Origin of the sequence: Nonomuraea fuscirosea (assembly GCF_035917475.1) — a bacterium.
Classification (GTDB): domain Bacteria; phylum Actinomycetota; class Actinomycetes; order Streptosporangiales; family Streptosporangiaceae; genus Nonomuraea; species Nonomuraea fuscirosea.
Map to the genome: position 1 here is coordinate 9,469,689 of NZ_CP109074.1, position 17,260 is coordinate 9,486,948.

Here is a 17,260-nt window from a genome sequence, read left to right on the forward strand (position 1 = left end):
GTAGGAAGGGCGACTCATGGCACGGCGATCGATCCGCTGGCTCGTCCCGGCGCTGCTGGTCCTGGCCTGGCTGGCCGTGGGCGGCGGACTGGGACCGTTCGCCGGCAAACTCACCGAGGTCTCCACGAACGACCAGGCGGCCTTCCTGCCCCAGAGCGCGGAGTCCACACGCGTACTGGAGGCACAGGAGGAGTTCCGCCAGGGTGACACGCAGCCGCTCATCGTCGTGTGGACCTCCGGCGGCGACGTCACCCCCGAGCAGCAGGCCGCGGCCACCCGCGCGCTGGCCGCCCTGCCCGGCGCGCCCGGCGTCGTCGGCACGCCCACACCCGCCTTCGGCTCCGACGACAAGCGGGCGCTGCGAGGCGTCGTCCAGCTCAGTCCCGACCTCAGCGGCGGCGAACTCGGCGACGCCCTGAAGAAGATCGACGCCAAGCTGCCGGTCGACGGCATGAAGACGCAGCTCGGCGGCCCCGCGGCGACCCGGGCCGACCTGTCCGACGCCTTCGCCGGCATCGACGGCGTGCTGCTCGGCGTCGCGCTGATCACCGTACTGATCATCCTGCTGGCCGTGTACCGTAGCGTGCTCCTCCCGCTGATCATCATCACCGGCGCGGTCTTCGCGCTCGGGCTGGCGTGCGCCGTGGTGTACTTCCTGGCCGACCGCGACATCGTCCGGGTCGACGGCCAGGTGCAGGGCATCCTGTTCATCCTGGTCATCGGCGCGGCCACCGACTACGCGCTGCTGCTGACCGCCCGCTTCCGCGAGGAACTGGCCGGCGGCGCAGACCGGTACCAGGCCGGCCGCATCGCGCTGCGGCGCTCGGTCGAGCCGATCGTGGCCAGCGCCGCCACGGTGGCGCTCGGCCTGCTCGCCCTGCTGCTCAGCAACCTGACCAACAACCGCGCGCTCGGCCCCGTGGGCGCCATCGGCATCGCCTGCGCGGCGCTCAGCGCGCTCACGTTCCTGCCCGCGGCCCTGGTGCTGCTGGGCCGCGCCGCCCTGTGGCCGGCCCGCCCCCGCCCGGCCGACGCGGGCGCGCAGGGGCTGTGGAGCCGGGTCGGCGCGCTGGTCGACCGCCGCCCCCGCCTCGTCTGGGTGGCCTCCGTCCTGCCCCTCGTCGCCCTCGCCCTGCTCGCGCCGCAGCTCAACGCCAGGGGCGTACCACTGGACGAGACGTTCGTGAACGACGCGCCGTCCGTGTCCGCGCAGGCGGCGCTGAGCGAGCACTTTCCCGGCGGCTCCGGACAGCCGGCCGTGATCGTCGCCCCCGCCGAGCGGGCCACGGCGATCGTCGACAAGGCCGAGGCCGTCAAGGGCGTCTCCGAGGCCACCGCCGTGAGCGCCGGCGGCCGGCCGGGAGACGAGCCCAAGGTGGTCGACGGACGCGTACTGGTGGAGGCCACCCTGCGCGACGCGCCGGACAGCGACGCCGCCCAGGAAACCGTCCAGCGCCTGCGCGCCACGCTGCACGACGAGGACGGCGTACTGGTCGGCGGCTACAGCGCCCAGCGCTTCGACACGACAGAAACCGCGGAGCAGGACACCCTGCTCATCGTCCCCGTCGTCCTGGCGATCATCCTGCTCATCCTGATCGTCCTGCTCCGCTCGCTGGCGATGCCCGTGCTGCTGGTGGCCACCGTGGCACTCAACTTCCTGGCCGTCCTCGGCATCTCCACCCTCGTCTTCCCGCTGCTCGGCTTCACCGGCAGCGACGCGTCAGTGCCCCTGTACGGCTTCGTCTTCCTGGTCGCGCTGGGCGTGGACTACAACATCTTCCTGATGTCACGCGTACGCGAGGAAACCGCCGGCCACGGGGCCCGCGAGGGCGTACTACGCGGCCTGGTCACCACAGGCGGGGTGATCACCTCCGCCGGCGTCGTGCTCGCCGCCACCTTCGCCGCGCTGGTGGTGATCCCGCTGGCCTTCCTCGTCCAGATCGCCTTCATCGTCGCCGTCGGCGTCCTGCTGGACACCCTCGTGGTGCGCTCACTACTGGTCCCAGCCCTGGTACGGGACCTGGGCGGACGCGCCTGGTGGCCCAGCCACCTCGGCCACGACCGCCCGAAACCAGCACCCGAACCCTCCCCAGCCCACCACCACTGACCACCACACCCCCTCAACCACCAAAGATCACCTCACCCCGCAGAACCACCCACCCACCAGCAGGGATACGGACGGCGACGGGGACCCACGTCCCCTCGCCCTCCCAAAGCATCCTGGTGAGAGCCCAGGGCGGAGCACCTGGCCGGGAGCGATCGGCAAAGAGCACCCTGCTGAGAGCCCTCGGCAGGGAGCATCCTGCCGAGAACACCCTGCTGAAGCACCCGGCCGGGAGCACCCGACAGAGACCACCCTGTTGAGGCACCCAGCGAGAGCACTCCCTGAAACACACCCAGCCGAGAGCACCTCCTGAAGCACGCGGCCGAGAGCACCTCCTAAAGGACACCCGCCAAGCATCACGTCCCACCGTCCGGCCGCACCCCTGACCAAACCCTCACACGATCAATACGCTGATCGTCATGGCACTCGGTGCAGCATCCCTGCGGCCCGCGGACGTGACCTCGGCCCTGTCAACAACCCTCACAGCCCTGGCAGCTGCGGGCGGCGCCCCTCCCTACCGCGTGGGTGGCACCAGCGCCGCCCTGCTCCAAGGCGTCCACCTCCCCGTCGGCGACATCGACCTCCTGGTGTCACGGCGCGCCGACGTGGACACCTTCGCCAAGGCCCTCTCCTCCCACCCCTGCCTCCATCCACCAGCCTGGATCCCAGCAAGCTCCCAGTACTTCACCAGGTACGAAGTGCACGGCGTCCAGGTCGAGATCAGCACGGTCGAGCAGGAAACCGACTCCGACGCAATGGAGTGCATCGGCACAGGCCCATGGCACCACCACGTCCTGGTCGCCTGCGGCCCACACCAAGTCCCCGTGGTCCGCCTAGAACTCCGCCTGGCCACAGAACTCCTACGAAACCGCCCCGACCGCTACGAACCCCTTCTCCACCACCTGTCCACACACGGCTACAACGCCGCCCTCCTCCACAAAGCCCTAACCGCCCACACCCTCCCCCCACACCACCACCACCTCATCAAAACCCGCCTAACCCAACCCCCATCCCCTCCCAACGACGGCACTTCTTCCCCCTGACGACACCCCACCTCCAATGGCAGGACCCTCTCCCTCATGTCGGCACCCCACTCCCCATGACGACGCCCCACCCCCGATGGCAGCACCCCCCTCATGTCGGCACCCCACTCCCCATGACGGCACCCGCCCCCTCGCTAACGAACGCTCCCTCCCGACGACGACGGAAGCTACCTCCCCGACGACGGCAGGACCCTCCCTCCCGCACCGTGCCACTCGCCAAAGCAATCCCGCAAAGCGACAATCCCCACACCACCCGCACCGCCGCATTTCCCCGCACCACCACAGCGCCGCCGCCCCCGCACTGCCGCATCCCCGCATCACCCCGCGCGACCGCATGCCCGCACCGGCCTGCGCCACCGCATCCTCGCACCACCACGCCACGGCACCACCCCAGTGCCCACCGCATGCCCGCACCGCCACGCCACGCCAGCGCACCACCCAGCGCCACCGCATCCCCGCATTGCCACACCTGTGACCAGGCCGAACTCGTACACCACTCCCCTGGACGCAACCTCACCCGCACCACCGCATCTCCCCGCACCGCCACAGCATCCGCACCGGCGCGCCCCACCCCGCGCCGCCGCATCCCGCACCACCCGCACTGCCGCATCCCCGCATCACCCCGCGCCGCCGCATCCCCACACCGCTAGACCGTAACCAGGTCGAACTCGTACACCACCCCTGGACGTAACCCCACCCGCACCACCGCATCTCCCCGCACCGCCACAGCACCCGCACCGCCGCATCCGCGCACCACCACGCCACCGCACCACCCGTATCCCCGCATCACCCCGCACCACCACACCGCCGCATCCCCCGCACCACCACGTCCCGCACCACCCGCACCGCCGCAGCACCCACACCGCTACACCGCCAGCACCGCCAGCACCGCCAGCACCGCCAGCACCGCCAGCACCGCCACCGGAGCTTTCCCGATCACCGCCGCACCGCACCATCGAAGGAGTGTTCCCGCACCGCCCCCACCGCCGCAGGAGCGTTCTGCATCACCGCATCACCGCAGGAGCGTCCCGCGTCACTGCCGAAGAACCCGACAGAGTCAACCGATGTACATCTGGCGGGGCCCGCTTGAATAATGAACCGGTGATCGAAAGGTCCAGCGGGCCGCCGGCCCAGGAACCGGCCGAAACCTCACCACCGCACAACCGGTTCACCCCGATGCCACCGCACTCCGAGCCAACCCCCGAATCACGCCTCCATGACCGAATCACCGCGCTGACCAGAACAGCCGGTTACCGCGCCCACGACCCCCTCATCGTCGGCGTACAGCACGACAACACCCCACCCATCTTCCTGACCAGCGGCCGAACCCTGGCCGGAAAACCGCTCACCCCCAACACGATCGTCTACACCGCCTCTCTGTCCAAACAGCTGACGGCCGCCTGCGCAGCTCTCCTCGTACGCCAGGACCGGCTGGACACCGACTCGACCCTGGCGCACTGGATGCCCGAACTACCCGCCTGGGCCGACACCGTACGAGTGCGCCATCTCCTCTCCCACACGAGCGGCCTGCCCGAGGGCATCGAGTTCGACGACCTCCACCGCACGAAGCAAGACCACACCACGCCGGGCGTCATCCACGCGCTCACCCACCTCGACCACCTCGTCAGCACGCCAGGGACGGAGTTCCGCTACTGCAACGCCGGCTACGTCTGCCTGGCCATGATCATCGAACGCGCGACAAGCCGCCCCTTGCCCGACTTCGCCCGCGACCACCTGTTCACCCCGCTCGGGATGGCCGCCACCCGCTTCTGGCCCGGCCCGTCCCCACATCCGCCTGGAGCCGCGCCCCTCGACCCGCACTACCCAGCACCGCTGTCACTCGGCGACGGCGGCGTCTGGTCAACCGCCCCCGACCTCATCCGCTGGAACCAGGCACTAGAACGCGACGAACTGGGCGTCTCCACACTCCTGCACACCCCCGGTCACCTGGACGACGGCACGAAACTCGACTATGCCTGGGCCCTCGGCATCCGCGAACACGCGGGCCGCCGCCTCTACCAGCACGGCGGTAGCTGGGCCGGTCTGACCACACGACTCGTCCGCCTGTCCGGCCAACGCTCCAGCTTCGTCATCATCGCCTTGGACGACAACCAGGACCGTACGAACACCCTGGCCACAGCCCTGATCGAAGAGCTGGCCGGATGACGCAACAACTCGCTGCACCGCCCACCACCAATGCGGCACGACCAACAGCCGTCATCGCCGCGTCCAACAACCGCCATTGCCGCGTCCAACAACCGCCATTGCCGCGTCCGATGACACACGACTCGGCACACCGACCATCACCAGTGCCACACCGCACTCGGCGGCCACCCACCCATCACCCGCGTTGAACGCTCCCGGGTCGATACGGCTGATCAGCCGACGCCGACCAGGCCGCTCTCATAGGCGGCGATCACCAGCTGGGCGCGGTCGCGGGCGTGTAACTTGGCCAGCAACTGGCCCATGTGCGTCTTCACGGTGGCCATGCTGACGATGAGTTGCTCGGCGATCTCGGTGTTGGACAGCCCCTGCCCGACCAGCTTGAGCACCTCGCGTTCGCGCGCCGTGACGCCGTCCAGGGAGCGGGACGACCGTTGCCGAGGTTGCGGCTGCTTGGCGAACTCCCCGATCAGCCGCCGCGTCACCGAGGGCGCGAGCAGCGCCTCGCCCCCGGCCACGACCCGGATCGCGGAGAGCAGATCGCCAGGAGGGGTGTCCTTGAGCAGAAACCCGCTGGCACCCGACCGCAATGCCGAGAAAACATAAGCGTCCAGGTCAAAGGTGGTCAGAATCAGAACCTTCACCCCAGCGGTCGCCGGATCCCCGCAGATCCGCCGAGTCGCCTCGATCCCGTCGAGCTCGGGCATCCGAATGTCCATCAACACAACGTCCGGCCGCAGCTCAGCGGCCCGTTCAACCGCCCGCAACCCGTTCTCCGCCTCACCGACGACCTCCAGCCCAGGGGTAGCACCGATCAACACCCCGAAGCTGGCCCTGAGCAACCGCTGATCATCAGCAATCAGCACCCGAACCCCGCTCACGCGGCCACCCCTCCCACCGGAGGACTCTCGTACACCCGGGCCCCACTCACACGAGCACTCCCTCCAAGACCCCGTTCACGCGAATGGCCCTCCCACCGGAGCGCTCCCATGCGCCCAGACCCACTCACGCCGGCACCCCTTCCAATGGAAGCCTCGCGTGCACCCGGAACCCCCGCCCCGCCACCGGCCCGGCACTGAAGTCACCGCCATAGACGGCGACACGTTCACGCATGCCGATCAACCCATGCCCGCCCGCAGGATGGCCGATCAGAGCCCGGCGGCCGTCGTCGGTCACTTCGATCTCCATGGCGTTGTCCGTCCTGTCGACCCGAACCACGCAACGCGCCGGCGCCGCATGCTTGATCACGTTGGTCAGGGACTCCTGCACGATGCGGTACGCCGCGAGCCCGATGGTAGCCGGGACGGTGTCGATCCCGTCACCGATCCGCAGGGCGACCTGGGCTCCGGCGGCGGTCGCGTGGTCGGCCAGCTCGGCCAGCCGATCGGCGGTCGGCGCCGGCTCCAACTGCGCGGCGTCCTGCGGATCCTCGTCGACGGCGCGCAGCAGACCGAGCATGCGCCGCAGCTCCCTGGCTGCCTCGCGGCTGGTGTCCTCGATGACGGTCAGGGCGGAGCGAGCCTCGTCGGGCCGCTCGTCGCCGACGTGGAGGGCCACGGACGCCTGCACGGTGATCAGGCTCAGGCTGTGCGCGACGCCGTCGTGCAGGTCGCGCGCGATGCGCAACCGCTCGTCGGTCAGCACCTGCCGGACAGCTCGCGTCTCGTGCTCCCGGCGCGCACGGACCGCCCGTCCGACCACCCACACCGCGACCGGAACGATGATCTGCGTGACGAGTACGGGTAACGACCTGCCCCAATCCGGTCGCGGCTCCTGCGCCACCGCGAACAGGACCGCCCCGGCGAACCCGTCCACGGACAGCACGAGCGCGGCCACGGCACGACGCGTCGCCTCCGTCACGGCCACCGGATAGATCGCGAAGACGAGAAGCAGGTCGGGCACGACGGCCGCGTGGGGCGGCATCCACCGCAGCGCCACCGCCAGTATGCTCGCCATGCTCACGACCGCCAGCGCCGGAACAGGCCACCGGCGGCGAACCGCCAACGGCACCCCCATGAGCACGCCGGCGAGGACGGGCAGCGGCTCGATGCTCCCGTTCAGCGGGAATTGTTCGATGACGGCCAGCACGGCGAAGGACGTCAGGAACACGGCGAGCGCGACGTCGCCGAGGAGCAGGAACGCGGGCCGCAGCCTCAACAGCAGCGGCGGCCGGAGGCCATCGGTCATGCCGGAACGTTAGCCCGTGCCGACCCGCCTCCGACTCAGACCACGGTATGAATCTCAGGACCAGACCGTGCTCCGATGCCCCCGGCCACCGATTCCGCGAACGTTGTCGCCATGACGAACCGACACGCACTCACCAGCATCTTCACCAAGCGCGGCGACCGGGCCGAGCGCGGCCAGGCACGCAACCACACCCTCACGGCCGGCGACGGAGCCGAGCACGGCCAGGCGCGCAACCTGACTCCCGCCGCCACCGACCGGGCCGGACGTGGCCGGGCGCGCAGCCTGACCCTCGCGGCGGCGATCGGCAGCGCGGCGATCTTCGCGGCGGCGACCGCACCACCCGCGAACGCGATCATCGGCGGACGCGACGCCACCGAAAACTACTCCTTCACCGTGACCCTGCGCGACGGCAAGGGCGTGCACTACTGCGGCGCCACCCTCGTCGCCCCGCAGTGGGTGGTGACGGCCGGCCACTGCTCACACGTCCCGATCGGCCAGGTCAGCGCCAAGGTCGGCGGCACGAACGTGGAGAAGGGCGGCAGCGTACGCCGCGTGACGAAGATCGTCCGACACCCCGACTACACCGCCGACCCCAACGACCTGCGCCACGACATCGCCCTCTTCAAGCTGGACCGCCCGGTCCGCGAGACCCCGATCAGGATCGCCGCCAGGCCGGGCGCCCCGAAGACCCAGATACGCCTCCTGGGCTGGGGCATGACCTGCGAAGACGGAAACGAGTGCCCTGAGCCGCCGACCACCCTCCAGGAGCTCGACAGCGACATCGTCCCCGACAGCCGGTGCGCGGGCATCGACGCCGCGAGCGACATCTGCTCCCAACACCCCACCAAGAAGGCGCAGAGCTGCATCCTCGACTCGGGCGGCCCCATGGTGCGTAAGTTCGGCACCCGCTGGGAGCTGGTCGGCATCACCAGCCGCGACGGCGACGAGATGACCGATCCCAACTGCGTCGGCCCCGGCGTGTGGACCGACGCCGCGGCCTACAAGACCTGGATCCGCAGAACGACCGGCACCCCTCACCCCACACCGGCCTGACCCTGCCGATCTGCACGCCGCAGTCCAGGCGTCGCATCACCGCTATTACCGGTTCGAGAAAAGCGCCACCTACAATCTCGAACAATTTGACCGAAATCCACATCCGTCCCACCGCCCTCCGACCTCACCACGGCGCGAACACCACCCGCGGCGCTGACAGCAGCAACACATCCACGGAACGAACGGCTCCCTCGGATAGCGCCCCCTCAGCCGATCCCAGTCGACCGCAACCCCCAGACCTCGGGATTTCCTCACTCACAGCCACGCTGCACATCTGGAGAGTTCATCCCATTCCGCAGCACCTCTCACAGGAGGCAGAAGTGAGGAACTCAATCAAGCTGTTCATGACGGCAGCGGCCTCAGCGCTCGTCGCAGGTGGCGTCTTCACCATCTCGGGGGCCGCAGCGCAGGAGGCATCCGCCCAGCGAGCCGCCGCGGGAACGACGTTCTACGCAAAAGTGGCCGCGAACGGAGCCCTGCTCGCCGCCTCGGGCATCTGCGACGTCAACACGTTCGGCCAGGGACGCTACAACCTGACGACGAACACCGACATCACCCGCTGCGCCCTCACCGGCACGATCAACACCGGTGGCGGCGACGACTCTGAGCCGGGTAGCGCATCGATCCTGGTCGGCGCCGTCAGCCCGCGCACGCTCTTCGTCCGCACGGCCACCCCTTCCGGCCCGCACCCGAGAACCGTCGACGACGACCGCCCGTTCTCCGTCCACATCTCCTGCTGACCCACGATCGTGCAGCGGCCCGACCCCTTCCCGCCCACGTCCGGCGAACGACGTCACACCGAAAGGAACGATCATGAGTCACCGAGCCCGTCTGCTCGCCGGCCTCGTCGCCGCCACCTTCCTGGCGCTGGGCGCCGGAGTCACTCCCGCTACGGCCGAGTCCGTCTACGGGCCTTACGCCGGCTACGAGGTCTGCTGGGTGTCCGGCAACCAAGGACAACAGGCCGGCCAGTGGGTGCCGTACTTCTGCGCCCAGAACGGCACCCCCAATGGCGGCTGTTCACCACCCCGTGACCGGCCATTCCCCTCCACCCCGCAGTAGAGATCGCGACCTCGGCGGAGCCCTTTTCTGGAAGGGCTCCGCCGAGGTTCGCATCAGTCCACAGCGAGCTAGGCCTGATGAACGAGGTCACGAATCGTCCGGAAGCGGCTCACCCGTCTCAAGCAGCGACTTCAAGCTCGCCACCACGTTCGGCCAGCCATGGGCGACCATCTCGGCCAGGACCGATCCGGGCTTGAAGCCGTCGTGCACGACGGTGAGCTTCACCACCTGCCCGGACTCCTCGATCGTGAAGGTGACCTTTGAGCGGGGCTCGCCGACCAGCCGGTCGAGCATCTCGTCGTCCCACCCGAAGCGCTTGGCGAGCTCGGGCGTGATCGCGTGCCAGGTGTAGGACAGCCGGCTGTACGGTTCGGCCTCCAGGACGACCTGCTCCGGGTCACTGATCAGCACGCCGTGGTTGTCCCAGGTCATCGGCGAGCCGGCGGCCCAGTCGGTGGTGAACTCCGTGGCCCAGTAGCGACGGGTGAAGGCGGGCTCGGTCAGCGCCTGCCAGAGCTTCTGCGGAGTGGTGCGGATGTAGGTGGTGTAGACGAAGGTCGGCGCGTCCATCGGGGCGTCCTCCAGAGCGAGTTTCAGGTCTGCCAGGGCTTCGACCCTGGCCTGGTCGTAGCGGCTGATCCACCGGTGGGCGATCTCGTGCACGGGCGCGGCGTTGAGGTAGTGCAGCTTCTCCCGTCCCCGCCGTACGGTGGCGACGAGCCCGGCCTCCTCCAGCACCGCGAGGTGCTTGCTGACGGACTGCCTGGCCATGTCGAGTCCGGCGCACAGCTCGCGCAGCGTCTGCCCGTTGCGGACGTTGAGCGAGTCGAGCAGCGCGCGCCTGCTCGGATCAGCCAGCGCCTTGAACACCTCGTCCATGCCCGCCCTCGTACCCATGTTGCCGCCGATCGATATGCAGCCATTTGGCTGCCTTTCCATTTAGGCAGCCAAATGGCTGCCTGTCAAGGCACGCACTTCGCCGAACGGGGACGCGTCCCAACCTTCAACCGGCCCGCTCGACCCCCACAGCCCGCCAACGGTCGCACCCAGAGAGCCATCGAGTACGCTCCGACCTCGAACGTCGCATAACCGATCAAACCGGCGCGACAGCAGACGAAGGGAAGACACCGACCCGATGACCAAGCTCCCGCTGCCCACCACCACCGAACGGCTCACCCTCCGTCAGTTCACGCCCGGCGACCTCGATGACCTGTACGCCTACCAGAGCCTCCCCGAGGTGGCCCGCTACCTCTACCGTCCGCCCCTCACCCGCGAGCAGTGCGCGGAGAGCCTGACCCGGCGCGCAGCCGACCCGGCGTGGGCCGAGGACGGCGATGACCTGGTGATCGCGGTCTGCCGCACCGGCGAGGCGACGGTGCTCGGCGAAGTGGTGCTGAAGCTGGCGAGCACGCGGGCGCGCCAGACCGAGATCGGCTGGATCTTCAACCCCGCGTACGGCGGCCGGGGCTACGCGACGGAAGCAGCCCTCGCCGTCGCCGAACTGGCCTTCGCCGAACTGGGCACCCACCGGCTCTTCGCCCGCCTCGACGCACTCAACACCGGTTCCGCGAACGTGTGCGAACGCCTCGGCATGCGTCAAGAAGCACGCCTCATCGAAAGCCATCTCGACGGCGACCGCTGGGGCACCGAATGCGTCTACGCGACCCTCTCCCACGAATGGAAGGCCAACCGGTCGTGAACCACAAGGAATGGAAAATGCGTAAGTCCCGTAACCTCAGCGGCGGATCCCTTCTTACCAGCTGAATATCTTCGAACGGCCGCCTGGGGCAGGCAGCCGATCCCGCAGCACCCGCACGCCCAGCGGGACCAGGGCCACACAGAGCAGCCCGGTGACCAGTACGTCCGGGATGGAGGCGCTCTTCAGTACGCCCATCCAGGTGCCTCCTGCCAGCAGCAGCATCAAGGCGCGGGCGGTGCCGAAGAGCCCTGATCGCCAGGCGGCGACGGCCAGGAGGAGCGAGCCCGCGTACTGACCGACCGAGGCCCAGACCGGTATCCGCCACGGTCCGTAAGAAATGTCGACGTATTCCTTCATGATCGCCTGCGTCGCCTGGTCCAGCCCAATGCTTTCGGTGAGCTGAAAGGCAGTCTGGTCGGCGCCGGCGAAGTAAAAGCGGGAGAAAAGCCCGGCGACCAAAAGGGTGGCGCCCCAGAAAGCCAGGCTGCCACCGATTCGCTGAGCCAGGGCGACGAAAGCGGGGAAGAGCAACATCACCCCCAGCGCGAAAACCGCATAGGCGAGGGTGAGCAGGGCGGGTGCCGAGGTGTACGCGAGGAGTTGGCCATAGGCGGCGAAGGGCTGCGCCTCGGCCCATGCTTGCTGCTGAGGGGTGAGAGCGGTGACTGTGCTCAGGTAACGCAGCAGATATCCGGCACACATGATCACCGGCCCCAGGGTGAGTGTCACACCGCTGATCCACCGCCCGGGAAAGTACGAATTCATGGGGCGAGCGTGTCAAGAGTGAGCGGAGCAATCATCTGTCGATCGTCAACGCTCGACCCTGTCGAAAGTCAGGTCGCACACGAACGCCGGTACGCCCGCCGTTCCGAGGGCTATGGAACGGGCCTCCCCCGATCCCTTCGGGCGCTTCCCGCTATGGACGGCGGCTGCCGGCGGCCGTTTCGGCCAGTTGATCGCCAGGCGAAGGAGCGTGACGCACCATGAACACGTCCACCTCATCCTCCGTCTCGACCGTGAATCCGTGCCGCGCGTACAGCCGACGGGCCGGACTCCCCCGCAGCACATTCAGCCGAACCACGGCGCCCTCTCCATCACACCGTTCCAACAGCCTGCTCAGAACGGCAGTACCGATGCCCTGGCCCTGCACCTCCGGATCCAGATAGAAGTGCTCCAGCCAGTAGGCGTCCTCCGCCGACCGCAGTGCCACACAGCCGGCCAGAGCACCATTCGCCTCGATCATCCAGGTATGCGCAGGCACGAATCCGTCCCGCAACCGCTGCCGCACCCGCTGTTCGTCATATCGCCCGAGCCGCTGGAGATCCCGCCTCAACACCACAGCCCGCAACTCAGCCACCGCCTCGACATCTGCCACCGAAGCCGGTCGAAGCACCCAATCCGCCACGATCGTCATGTTATCGCCCCTGTCAGTGATGATCGGGCGATCAGGGACGCCGCAGTCTCACGGCGAGAAAGGACGGCACTTGGCGGAGCTTGTCGTACGCAGCTTCATCGAATTCCCGCAAGGCGGCCGTGGGCCGGGGCTCGACCAATTGCTCCAGCACGAACCCGGCGGCCAGGAGCTCGCCCAGAAAGGTCTCCAACGGCATGCGCTGGTAGTGGATCGAATGCTCACCAGCGGCGAGAACCAGGTCACTCCATTCGTGACTGAAGTACGAATCTCCGAAGTGACGCCAGTCGGCTGTGGGATGGCTGGTGGACATCAGCAGCCATCCACCTGGTCGCAGCACACGGCGTAGCTCGCTCAGCAACTGCTCCCGATTCCTGATGTGGTGAAACACGAGGGCACAGACCGCACCGTCGAATGACGCGTCAGCAGCGAAAGCGAGCGGCTCTTCCAAATCGTGCAGAACCAGTTCCGCATGCCCGTTCAGGCGCCCTCGCGCATGACGCAGCAGCGTGGCGCTGCCCTCGATCCCGACGACTTGGGCACCGCGAGCCGACAGTTCGCACGCGTAGTGACCCGCCCCGCATCCCACGTCCAGGACCTGAGCACCGGAAACGTCGCCGGCGAGCCGCAGCATCGCGGGTCTGTCCGTGTAGGCGTTGTGGGGGCTCGTATCAGCACGTTCGGCGAAGAAGTCACCGAGCCCGTCATGGTAAGCGGTCGCCTTCTGTATCGGGACATCATCGCGGTGCACGCAAGCCGACCGCTATCGGGTTTCTCTCGACCCTGGTACAGGTCCTTCACCCGGCAACACTTACCGAGAACGCTTGGCCGATAAGGGCCAGCCACTTACCACGATGCCGCGACCCTCCCGGTGCTGAAGCCGCCAGAGTCCCTTACCGAAGACATAGATTCAAGAAGTGAGCCGCATCCCGCGTGTTGTCGCACTTGGTGTGATCGCAATTGCAGTCGTCGCTACCGCGTTCCACGAGACGGTGGCCTTCGTGCTGCAACTGCTCCGCCTGCCGCGAGGCCGTGGCCGCCACGCCGCAGAAGCGCCTCCGGCACCCCGATCCGAACGGCTCCCGCGCGAGAGCGCCCCCTAGGCCGCACCCTCGCATGGAGAGGACCACACGGGCGCAACCGCGGAATTGTCGCTGACGTCACCTATGCTTGGCGCCCATGAGCAGTTCGCGGGGCATCTTCCTCAACCCCGGAATCGCGGTGGCGGTGGTCCCGGCGGGATGATCACAGCCTGGGGCCTGAGACAAATGAACCAGTCAGGCGCAAGCCACCCTGGGCGCCCCCTCGCCACCGCCCTCAATGGCACGACGATCAGGCTCTCGACCTCAGCCGTTGCCACCATGAAGGCTTGCTGACACGGGCGATCGTCCCGTGCGGTGCCTCGCCGGTCATGGCGTACTTGAAGAACGCCTCAAGATTGCGCTCGTTCCCGTCATGGATCCGCTTGGCGACTTTGTTATGCGGATATCCGCGGAGTTCTTCAGGGCTCTCCACCGCAGCGGCCTTCTCGTCCGTGCAGTACACCCATTTCCAGTCACCGTTCCGGACGATCATCTCGCCCAGATACGCCCCCGCACCCATGATCACGCTGTGAATGACCTCAGGAGGCGGCTTCGACGCGACGAACTCGGCACAGTAGTTGTCGAGGTGGTGAATGAACGCGGGATCCCAGTCGAAGGCGTATCCGTCTTCGCGTGTGTGCTCCACGAAGAGTTCGGCCAGGGTTCGCATGTGTTCGGCAGTCTCAGCATCGCTGGGTGGCGGTTCCTGCTCCGCTTTCCTGCCCATCATCGACTCCTACGTCCCGGTCCGGATCATCAGCGCAGCTTCTCATGGCACGGTCTGGGAACGGAAGCTTCGTCCACTTCCCCGTCCGACTGATCAGCCCCTCTGCCGTCGACCCGCCCGAAGAGGGCCAGGGCCACGGGTAGCAGGTGGAGCACCACAGCGAGGCCGCGACCCTTGTCTGCTCGGCTTGTCCCGGACGATGGCGGGCGAGATGATCAGGCTACTCCTTGAGCATCTACGCTCGGAAACCAGATGTGAGGGCCTTTGAGCTGGGCGGAAACTTGGTGGTGAGCGACCGGTGGGTGACTCCTCACCCCTTACGCTCGACCGTGCGCGCCAACGGCCCGGGCAGCAACTTGCATGTCTAAGTTAGAGTGCTAAGTTAGGTGAGTGGACCGGAATCTGAGTTTCAATCTGCACGTACTCACCGCCCGTCTGGACCGAGCGGCCGACCGGATCCTGCGGGCGGAGCACAACATCTCCTACAGCCGCTTTCTGGCGCTGACTCTCGTAGGGGAACTGGGCGCCTCAACGCAACGGGCCCTCGCCGAATCCCTCGGTGTGACCGAGCCGTCGGTGAGCCGCATGACCGCCATCCTCGCCACTGAGGGATTTCTCGACGTTCAGCCCGACCCGGCCGGAGGGCATCGCCGGCAGTTGAGCCTCACGGACAAAGGAAAGCAGCTGGTGGCGTCGGTCCAGCAGGGCCTCGAAGGACGGATGGCCGCACTCGTCGCACACAGCGGAGTGCCGTACGCCGAATATGCCGAGCACACCGCGCGACTGCTGTCCACATTCGACCGCGCAGAACGGGAGAGAACCGAATGAGCCAAAGCATTCACACCCCGCCGGCCCACCAGAACATCGTCTCCTCAGCTGACGGCACACCGATCAGTTATCAAACGATGGGCACCGGGCCGGACCTCATTGTGCTCGGCGGCGCCCTGCGCACCTCGGAGGACTACCTGCCGCTAGCCTCCACCCTGGCCCGCTCCTTCACGGTGCATCTCGTCGAGCGGCGAGGGCGCGGCGCCAGCGGCCCTCAGGGGTCCCAGTACGCCTTAGCGAAGGAAGTAGAAGATCTTCTTGCCGTTCAGGCGGAAACCGGTGCGCGGTTGGCGTTCGGTCACAGTTACGGTGGCCTCGTCATCCTTGAGACCGCACGGTCGTTCCAGGCGTTCGACCGCATTGTGGTCTACGAGCCCGGAGTGCCCGTCGCTCCCGTCCCCACCGGCTGGATGTCCCCGTACCGGGAACGGCTGGCCGCGGACGATTCTTATGGCGCGTTCGTTCACTTCATCCGGGGGTCGGGTGGTGCGCCGGCCTTCCTGACCAAGCTGCCGTACTGGTATCTGCGTTTTGCGTTGCGCATCGGCTTCCGCGGGCCGAGCTGGCAGCGGATGCGGCCCCTTTTGCCGGCCAGTTTGGCCGAGCACGAGCAGATTGCAGCCCAGCAGGGCAGGCTCGCCGAGTTCGCGGCCGTCACCGCTTCGGTGCTGCTTCTTTGCGGAAGCCGCACCGCGCGCGCCGGCAGAGCCGAGTTCGCGGCCGTTCGCGACACTCTTGCCAAGGCCACACTCGAGACCTTGAACGGCCTCAACCATTTCGGGCCGGAAGGAAAAACGGCCCCGGTTGTGGCCGAGCGGGCCGCGGCCTTTCTTCTTTGAGCGGTTCGGCCAAGCGGTCTCGCGATCCTGCGCAACCACCGTCACACCGGCGACAATCCATGAGGCGCACCACTGATGGAGGAGTGAGCGGAGTGAGCGAGCGTAGGACTTGGGCCGACAGGAAGTCCGAAACATGAGTCGGCCCGGTGCCGGAGCTGCCTATGAGGCGACCAAGATCCGGTTCAACTGGGTGAAGCTGTACTCCCGGCGGCACCCTCGTCCTCGACAGCGAAGGACTGACCAAAGCTGTCCTGCGCGACCGTACGGTCACCGCATGGCTCGCTCTCGCTCGTGCTGACGACCTCCGCGTCATCACCTCTACCGCCACCCTCGTCGAGGTGGTCCATCCCCGCGTCAACCGGCCAGCCCTGGAATGGACGCTGTCCCGCCTCGTCATCGAACCGGTCACCGAACCGATCGCCCGCCACGCCGCCACACTCCTGTCGAACGCCGGCCTGCACGGGCACAAGTGCGCCATCGACGCCATCCTCAGTGCCACCGCCCTCGCAGCCCCAGGCCCCGTCACGGTCCTCACCTCCGACCCCGAGGACCTCGCCGCACTGTGCGGCGTACGCCTCACTGTCATCAAGGTTTGAGCCATGTCCCGGCCCTGCCGGCTGCTGCCGACGTTCTTGACGGCCTCAGCACTGATGGTGGCCTGTCGCCGGTATTCGCGGCCGGGGCTTGAACTCCTCCTCTCATCTCTCCCGTTCCTCGCGACACGGATGACGACAACGGCCCGGCCGCCGCTGTCCGCAAGGTTGCACGTCGCGGAATCAGAACTGGAGCCAGCGTCCATCTTGGTATTCGGCCGGGAGTTCGTCCCCGCCTGGATCGATCCCCAGCGCTTCGAGCGCATCGAACCACCGGTCCCGCTGCGAGTCAGGGAGACGTGTCCCGCACCAGGGACAGAACAAGATGATGACGGCGGAGCCACCGCCGTCGTGGATGAGCAACCCGTACTCGACGAACCGCTCATCGAACCCGACGAGCTTGTCCGGACAGTCGGAAGAATTCCGATGCTGATCACACGTCCACGTCACCTGGCGAGCCATCGACTCG

General features: G+C 67.8%; 18 protein-coding genes. 10 read left to right on the forward strand and 8 right to left on the reverse strand.

Translation table 11 applies throughout. The features are described from left to right. Positions 1-16 precede the first annotated feature (16 nt). The 3 genes from OIE67_RS43190 (at position 17) to OIE67_RS43200 (ending at position 5,313) form a co-directional block, all read left to right on the forward strand. The gene (locus tag OIE67_RS43190) at positions 17-2,107 is read left to right on the forward strand and encodes an MMPL family transporter (RefSeq protein WP_326631413.1); all 2,091 of its coding nucleotides are present in this window, start codon (positions 17-19) and stop codon (positions 2,105-2,107) included. Positions 2,108-2,523: 416 nt separating this feature from the next. Then, a complete protein-coding gene (locus OIE67_RS43195) occupies positions 2,524-3,147 on the forward strand; it encodes a hypothetical protein (RefSeq protein ID WP_326631415.1) in 624 nt (207 codons plus the stop codon). A gap of 1,101 nt (positions 3,148-4,248) precedes the next feature. Continuing rightward, on the forward strand, positions 4,249-5,313 hold the full coding sequence (locus tag OIE67_RS43200; RefSeq protein WP_326631418.1) for a serine hydrolase domain-containing protein: 1,065 nt from the start codon (positions 4,249-4,251) through the stop codon (positions 5,311-5,313). 212 nt (positions 5,314-5,525) lie between these two features. On the opposite strand, the gene OIE67_RS43205 is transcribed toward OIE67_RS43200, so the two are convergent. Then, the gene (locus OIE67_RS43205; RefSeq protein ID WP_326631419.1) at positions 5,526-6,191 is read right to left on the reverse strand and encodes a response regulator transcription factor; all 666 of its coding nucleotides are present in this window, start codon (positions 6,189-6,191) and stop codon (positions 5,526-5,528) included. A 124-nt stretch (positions 6,192-6,315) separates the two neighbouring features. Continuing rightward, a complete protein-coding gene (locus OIE67_RS43210; protein WP_326631421.1) occupies positions 6,316-7,497 on the reverse strand; it encodes a sensor histidine kinase in 1,182 nt (393 codons plus the stop codon). 111 nt (positions 7,498-7,608) lie between these two features. Between OIE67_RS43210 and OIE67_RS43215 the strand changes: the two genes are divergently transcribed. From OIE67_RS43215 to OIE67_RS43225, 3 genes are all read left to right on the forward strand, one after another. Continuing rightward, on the forward strand, positions 7,609-8,550 hold the full coding sequence (locus OIE67_RS43215) for a S1 family peptidase (protein ID WP_326631423.1): 942 nt from the start codon (positions 7,609-7,611) through the stop codon (positions 8,548-8,550). A 320-nt stretch (positions 8,551-8,870) separates the two neighbouring features. Further along, a complete protein-coding gene (locus tag OIE67_RS43220) occupies positions 8,871-9,290 on the forward strand; it encodes a hypothetical protein (RefSeq protein WP_326631425.1) in 420 nt (139 codons plus the stop codon). 73 nt (positions 9,291-9,363) lie between these two features. Further along, positions 9,364-9,612 (forward strand): hypothetical protein, encoded by a 249-nt coding sequence (locus tag OIE67_RS43225; protein WP_326631426.1) that lies wholly within the window; start codon positions 9,364-9,366, stop codon positions 9,610-9,612. Positions 9,613-9,699: 87 nt separating this feature from the next. On the opposite strand, the gene OIE67_RS43230 is transcribed toward OIE67_RS43225, so the two are convergent. Further along, a complete protein-coding gene (locus OIE67_RS43230; protein WP_326631428.1) occupies positions 9,700-10,491 on the reverse strand; it encodes an ArsR/SmtB family transcription factor in 792 nt (263 codons plus the stop codon). 256 nt (positions 10,492-10,747) lie between these two features. On the opposite strand from OIE67_RS43230, the gene OIE67_RS43235 reads away from it, so the two are divergent. Next, positions 10,748-11,311 (forward strand): GNAT family N-acetyltransferase, encoded by a 564-nt coding sequence (locus tag OIE67_RS43235; protein WP_106243944.1) that lies wholly within the window; start codon positions 10,748-10,750, stop codon positions 11,309-11,311. A 54-nt stretch (positions 11,312-11,365) separates the two neighbouring features. On the opposite strand, the gene OIE67_RS43240 is transcribed toward OIE67_RS43235, so the two are convergent. From OIE67_RS43240 to OIE67_RS43255, 4 genes are all read right to left on the reverse strand, one after another. Beyond that, the gene (locus OIE67_RS43240) at positions 11,366-12,076 is read right to left on the reverse strand and encodes a hypothetical protein (protein ID WP_326631431.1); all 711 of its coding nucleotides are present in this window, start codon (positions 12,074-12,076) and stop codon (positions 11,366-11,368) included. Positions 12,077-12,227: 151 nt separating this feature from the next. Next, positions 12,228-12,725: a GNAT family N-acetyltransferase gene (locus OIE67_RS43245; RefSeq protein ID WP_326631433.1), complete on the reverse strand. Its 498-nt coding sequence runs from the start codon at positions 12,723-12,725 to the stop codon at positions 12,228-12,230. Between the two features lie 31 nt (positions 12,726-12,756). Continuing rightward, positions 12,757-13,473, reverse strand: coding sequence for a class I SAM-dependent methyltransferase (locus OIE67_RS43250; protein WP_326631435.1), 717 nt, complete (start codon positions 13,471-13,473; stop codon positions 12,757-12,759). Positions 13,474-14,054: 581 nt separating this feature from the next. Further along, entirely contained in the window at positions 14,055-14,534 is a 480-nt protein-coding gene (locus tag OIE67_RS43255; protein WP_326631437.1) for a hypothetical protein, read from the reverse strand. Positions 14,535-14,921: 387 nt separating this feature from the next. Between OIE67_RS43255 and OIE67_RS43260 the strand changes: the two genes are divergently transcribed. The 3 genes from OIE67_RS43260 to OIE67_RS43270 all read left to right on the forward strand — a co-directional run bounded on the left by OIE67_RS43260 (position 14,922) and on the right by OIE67_RS43270 (position 16,794). Continuing rightward, the gene (locus OIE67_RS43260; RefSeq protein ID WP_326631439.1) at positions 14,922-15,359 is read left to right on the forward strand and encodes a MarR family winged helix-turn-helix transcriptional regulator; all 438 of its coding nucleotides are present in this window, start codon (positions 14,922-14,924) and stop codon (positions 15,357-15,359) included. Next, a complete protein-coding gene (locus OIE67_RS43265) occupies positions 15,356-16,198 on the forward strand; it encodes an alpha/beta fold hydrolase (RefSeq protein WP_326631441.1) in 843 nt (280 codons plus the stop codon). Before OIE67_RS43260 ends, OIE67_RS43265 begins: the two co-directional genes overlap by 4 nt. A gap of 338 nt (positions 16,199-16,536) precedes the next feature. Next, positions 16,537-16,794, forward strand: coding sequence for a type II toxin-antitoxin system VapC family toxin (locus tag OIE67_RS43270; RefSeq protein WP_326631443.1), 258 nt, complete (start codon positions 16,537-16,539; stop codon positions 16,792-16,794). A 180-nt stretch (positions 16,795-16,974) separates the two neighbouring features. Here the strand turns inward: OIE67_RS43270 and OIE67_RS55670 are convergent, their stop codons facing one another. Continuing rightward, complete coding sequence (locus tag OIE67_RS55670) at positions 16,975-17,253, reverse strand: DUF6980 family protein (RefSeq protein ID WP_407674930.1); 279 nt, start codon at positions 17,251-17,253, stop codon at positions 16,975-16,977. Between the last annotated feature and the right edge of the window lie 7 nt (positions 17,254-17,260).

What these genes read in the sequence shown, in the direction of transcription:
- OIE67_RS43195 (WP_326631415.1), top strand. Translation starts at nt 2,524, where the DNA reads ATGGCACTCGGTGCAGCATCCCTGCGGCCCGCGGACGTGACCTCGGCC.
- OIE67_RS43245 (WP_326631433.1), bottom strand. Translation starts at nt 12,725, where the DNA reads ATGACGATCGTGGCGGATTGGGTGCTTCGACCGGCTTCGGTGGCAGAT.
- OIE67_RS43210 (WP_326631421.1), bottom strand. Translation starts at nt 7,497, where the DNA reads ATGACCGATGGCCTCCGGCCGCCGCTGCTGTTGAGGCTGCGGCCCGCG.
- OIE67_RS43255 (WP_326631437.1), bottom strand. Translation starts at nt 14,534, where the DNA reads ATGATGGGCAGGAAAGCGGAGCAGGAACCGCCACCCAGCGATGCTGAG.
- OIE67_RS43215 (WP_326631423.1), top strand. Translation starts at nt 7,609, where the DNA reads ATGACGAACCGACACGCACTCACCAGCATCTTCACCAAGCGCGGCGAC.
- OIE67_RS43225 (WP_326631426.1), top strand. Translation starts at nt 9,364, where the DNA reads ATGAGTCACCGAGCCCGTCTGCTCGCCGGCCTCGTCGCCGCCACCTTC.
- OIE67_RS43265 (WP_326631441.1), top strand. Translation starts at nt 15,356, where the DNA reads ATGAGCCAAAGCATTCACACCCCGCCGGCCCACCAGAACATCGTCTCC.
- OIE67_RS43240 (WP_326631431.1), bottom strand. Translation starts at nt 12,076, where the DNA reads ATGAATTCGTACTTTCCCGGGCGGTGGATCAGCGGTGTGACACTCACC.
- OIE67_RS55670 (WP_407674930.1), bottom strand. Translation starts at nt 17,253, where the DNA reads ATGGCTCGCCAGGTGACGTGGACGTGTGATCAGCATCGGAATTCTTCC.
- OIE67_RS43190 (WP_326631413.1), top strand. Translation starts at nt 17, where the DNA reads ATGGCACGGCGATCGATCCGCTGGCTCGTCCCGGCGCTGCTGGTCCTG.
- OIE67_RS43230 (WP_326631428.1), bottom strand. Translation starts at nt 10,491, where the DNA reads ATGGACGAGGTGTTCAAGGCGCTGGCTGATCCGAGCAGGCGCGCGCTG.
- OIE67_RS43235 (WP_106243944.1), top strand. Translation starts at nt 10,748, where the DNA reads ATGACCAAGCTCCCGCTGCCCACCACCACCGAACGGCTCACCCTCCGT.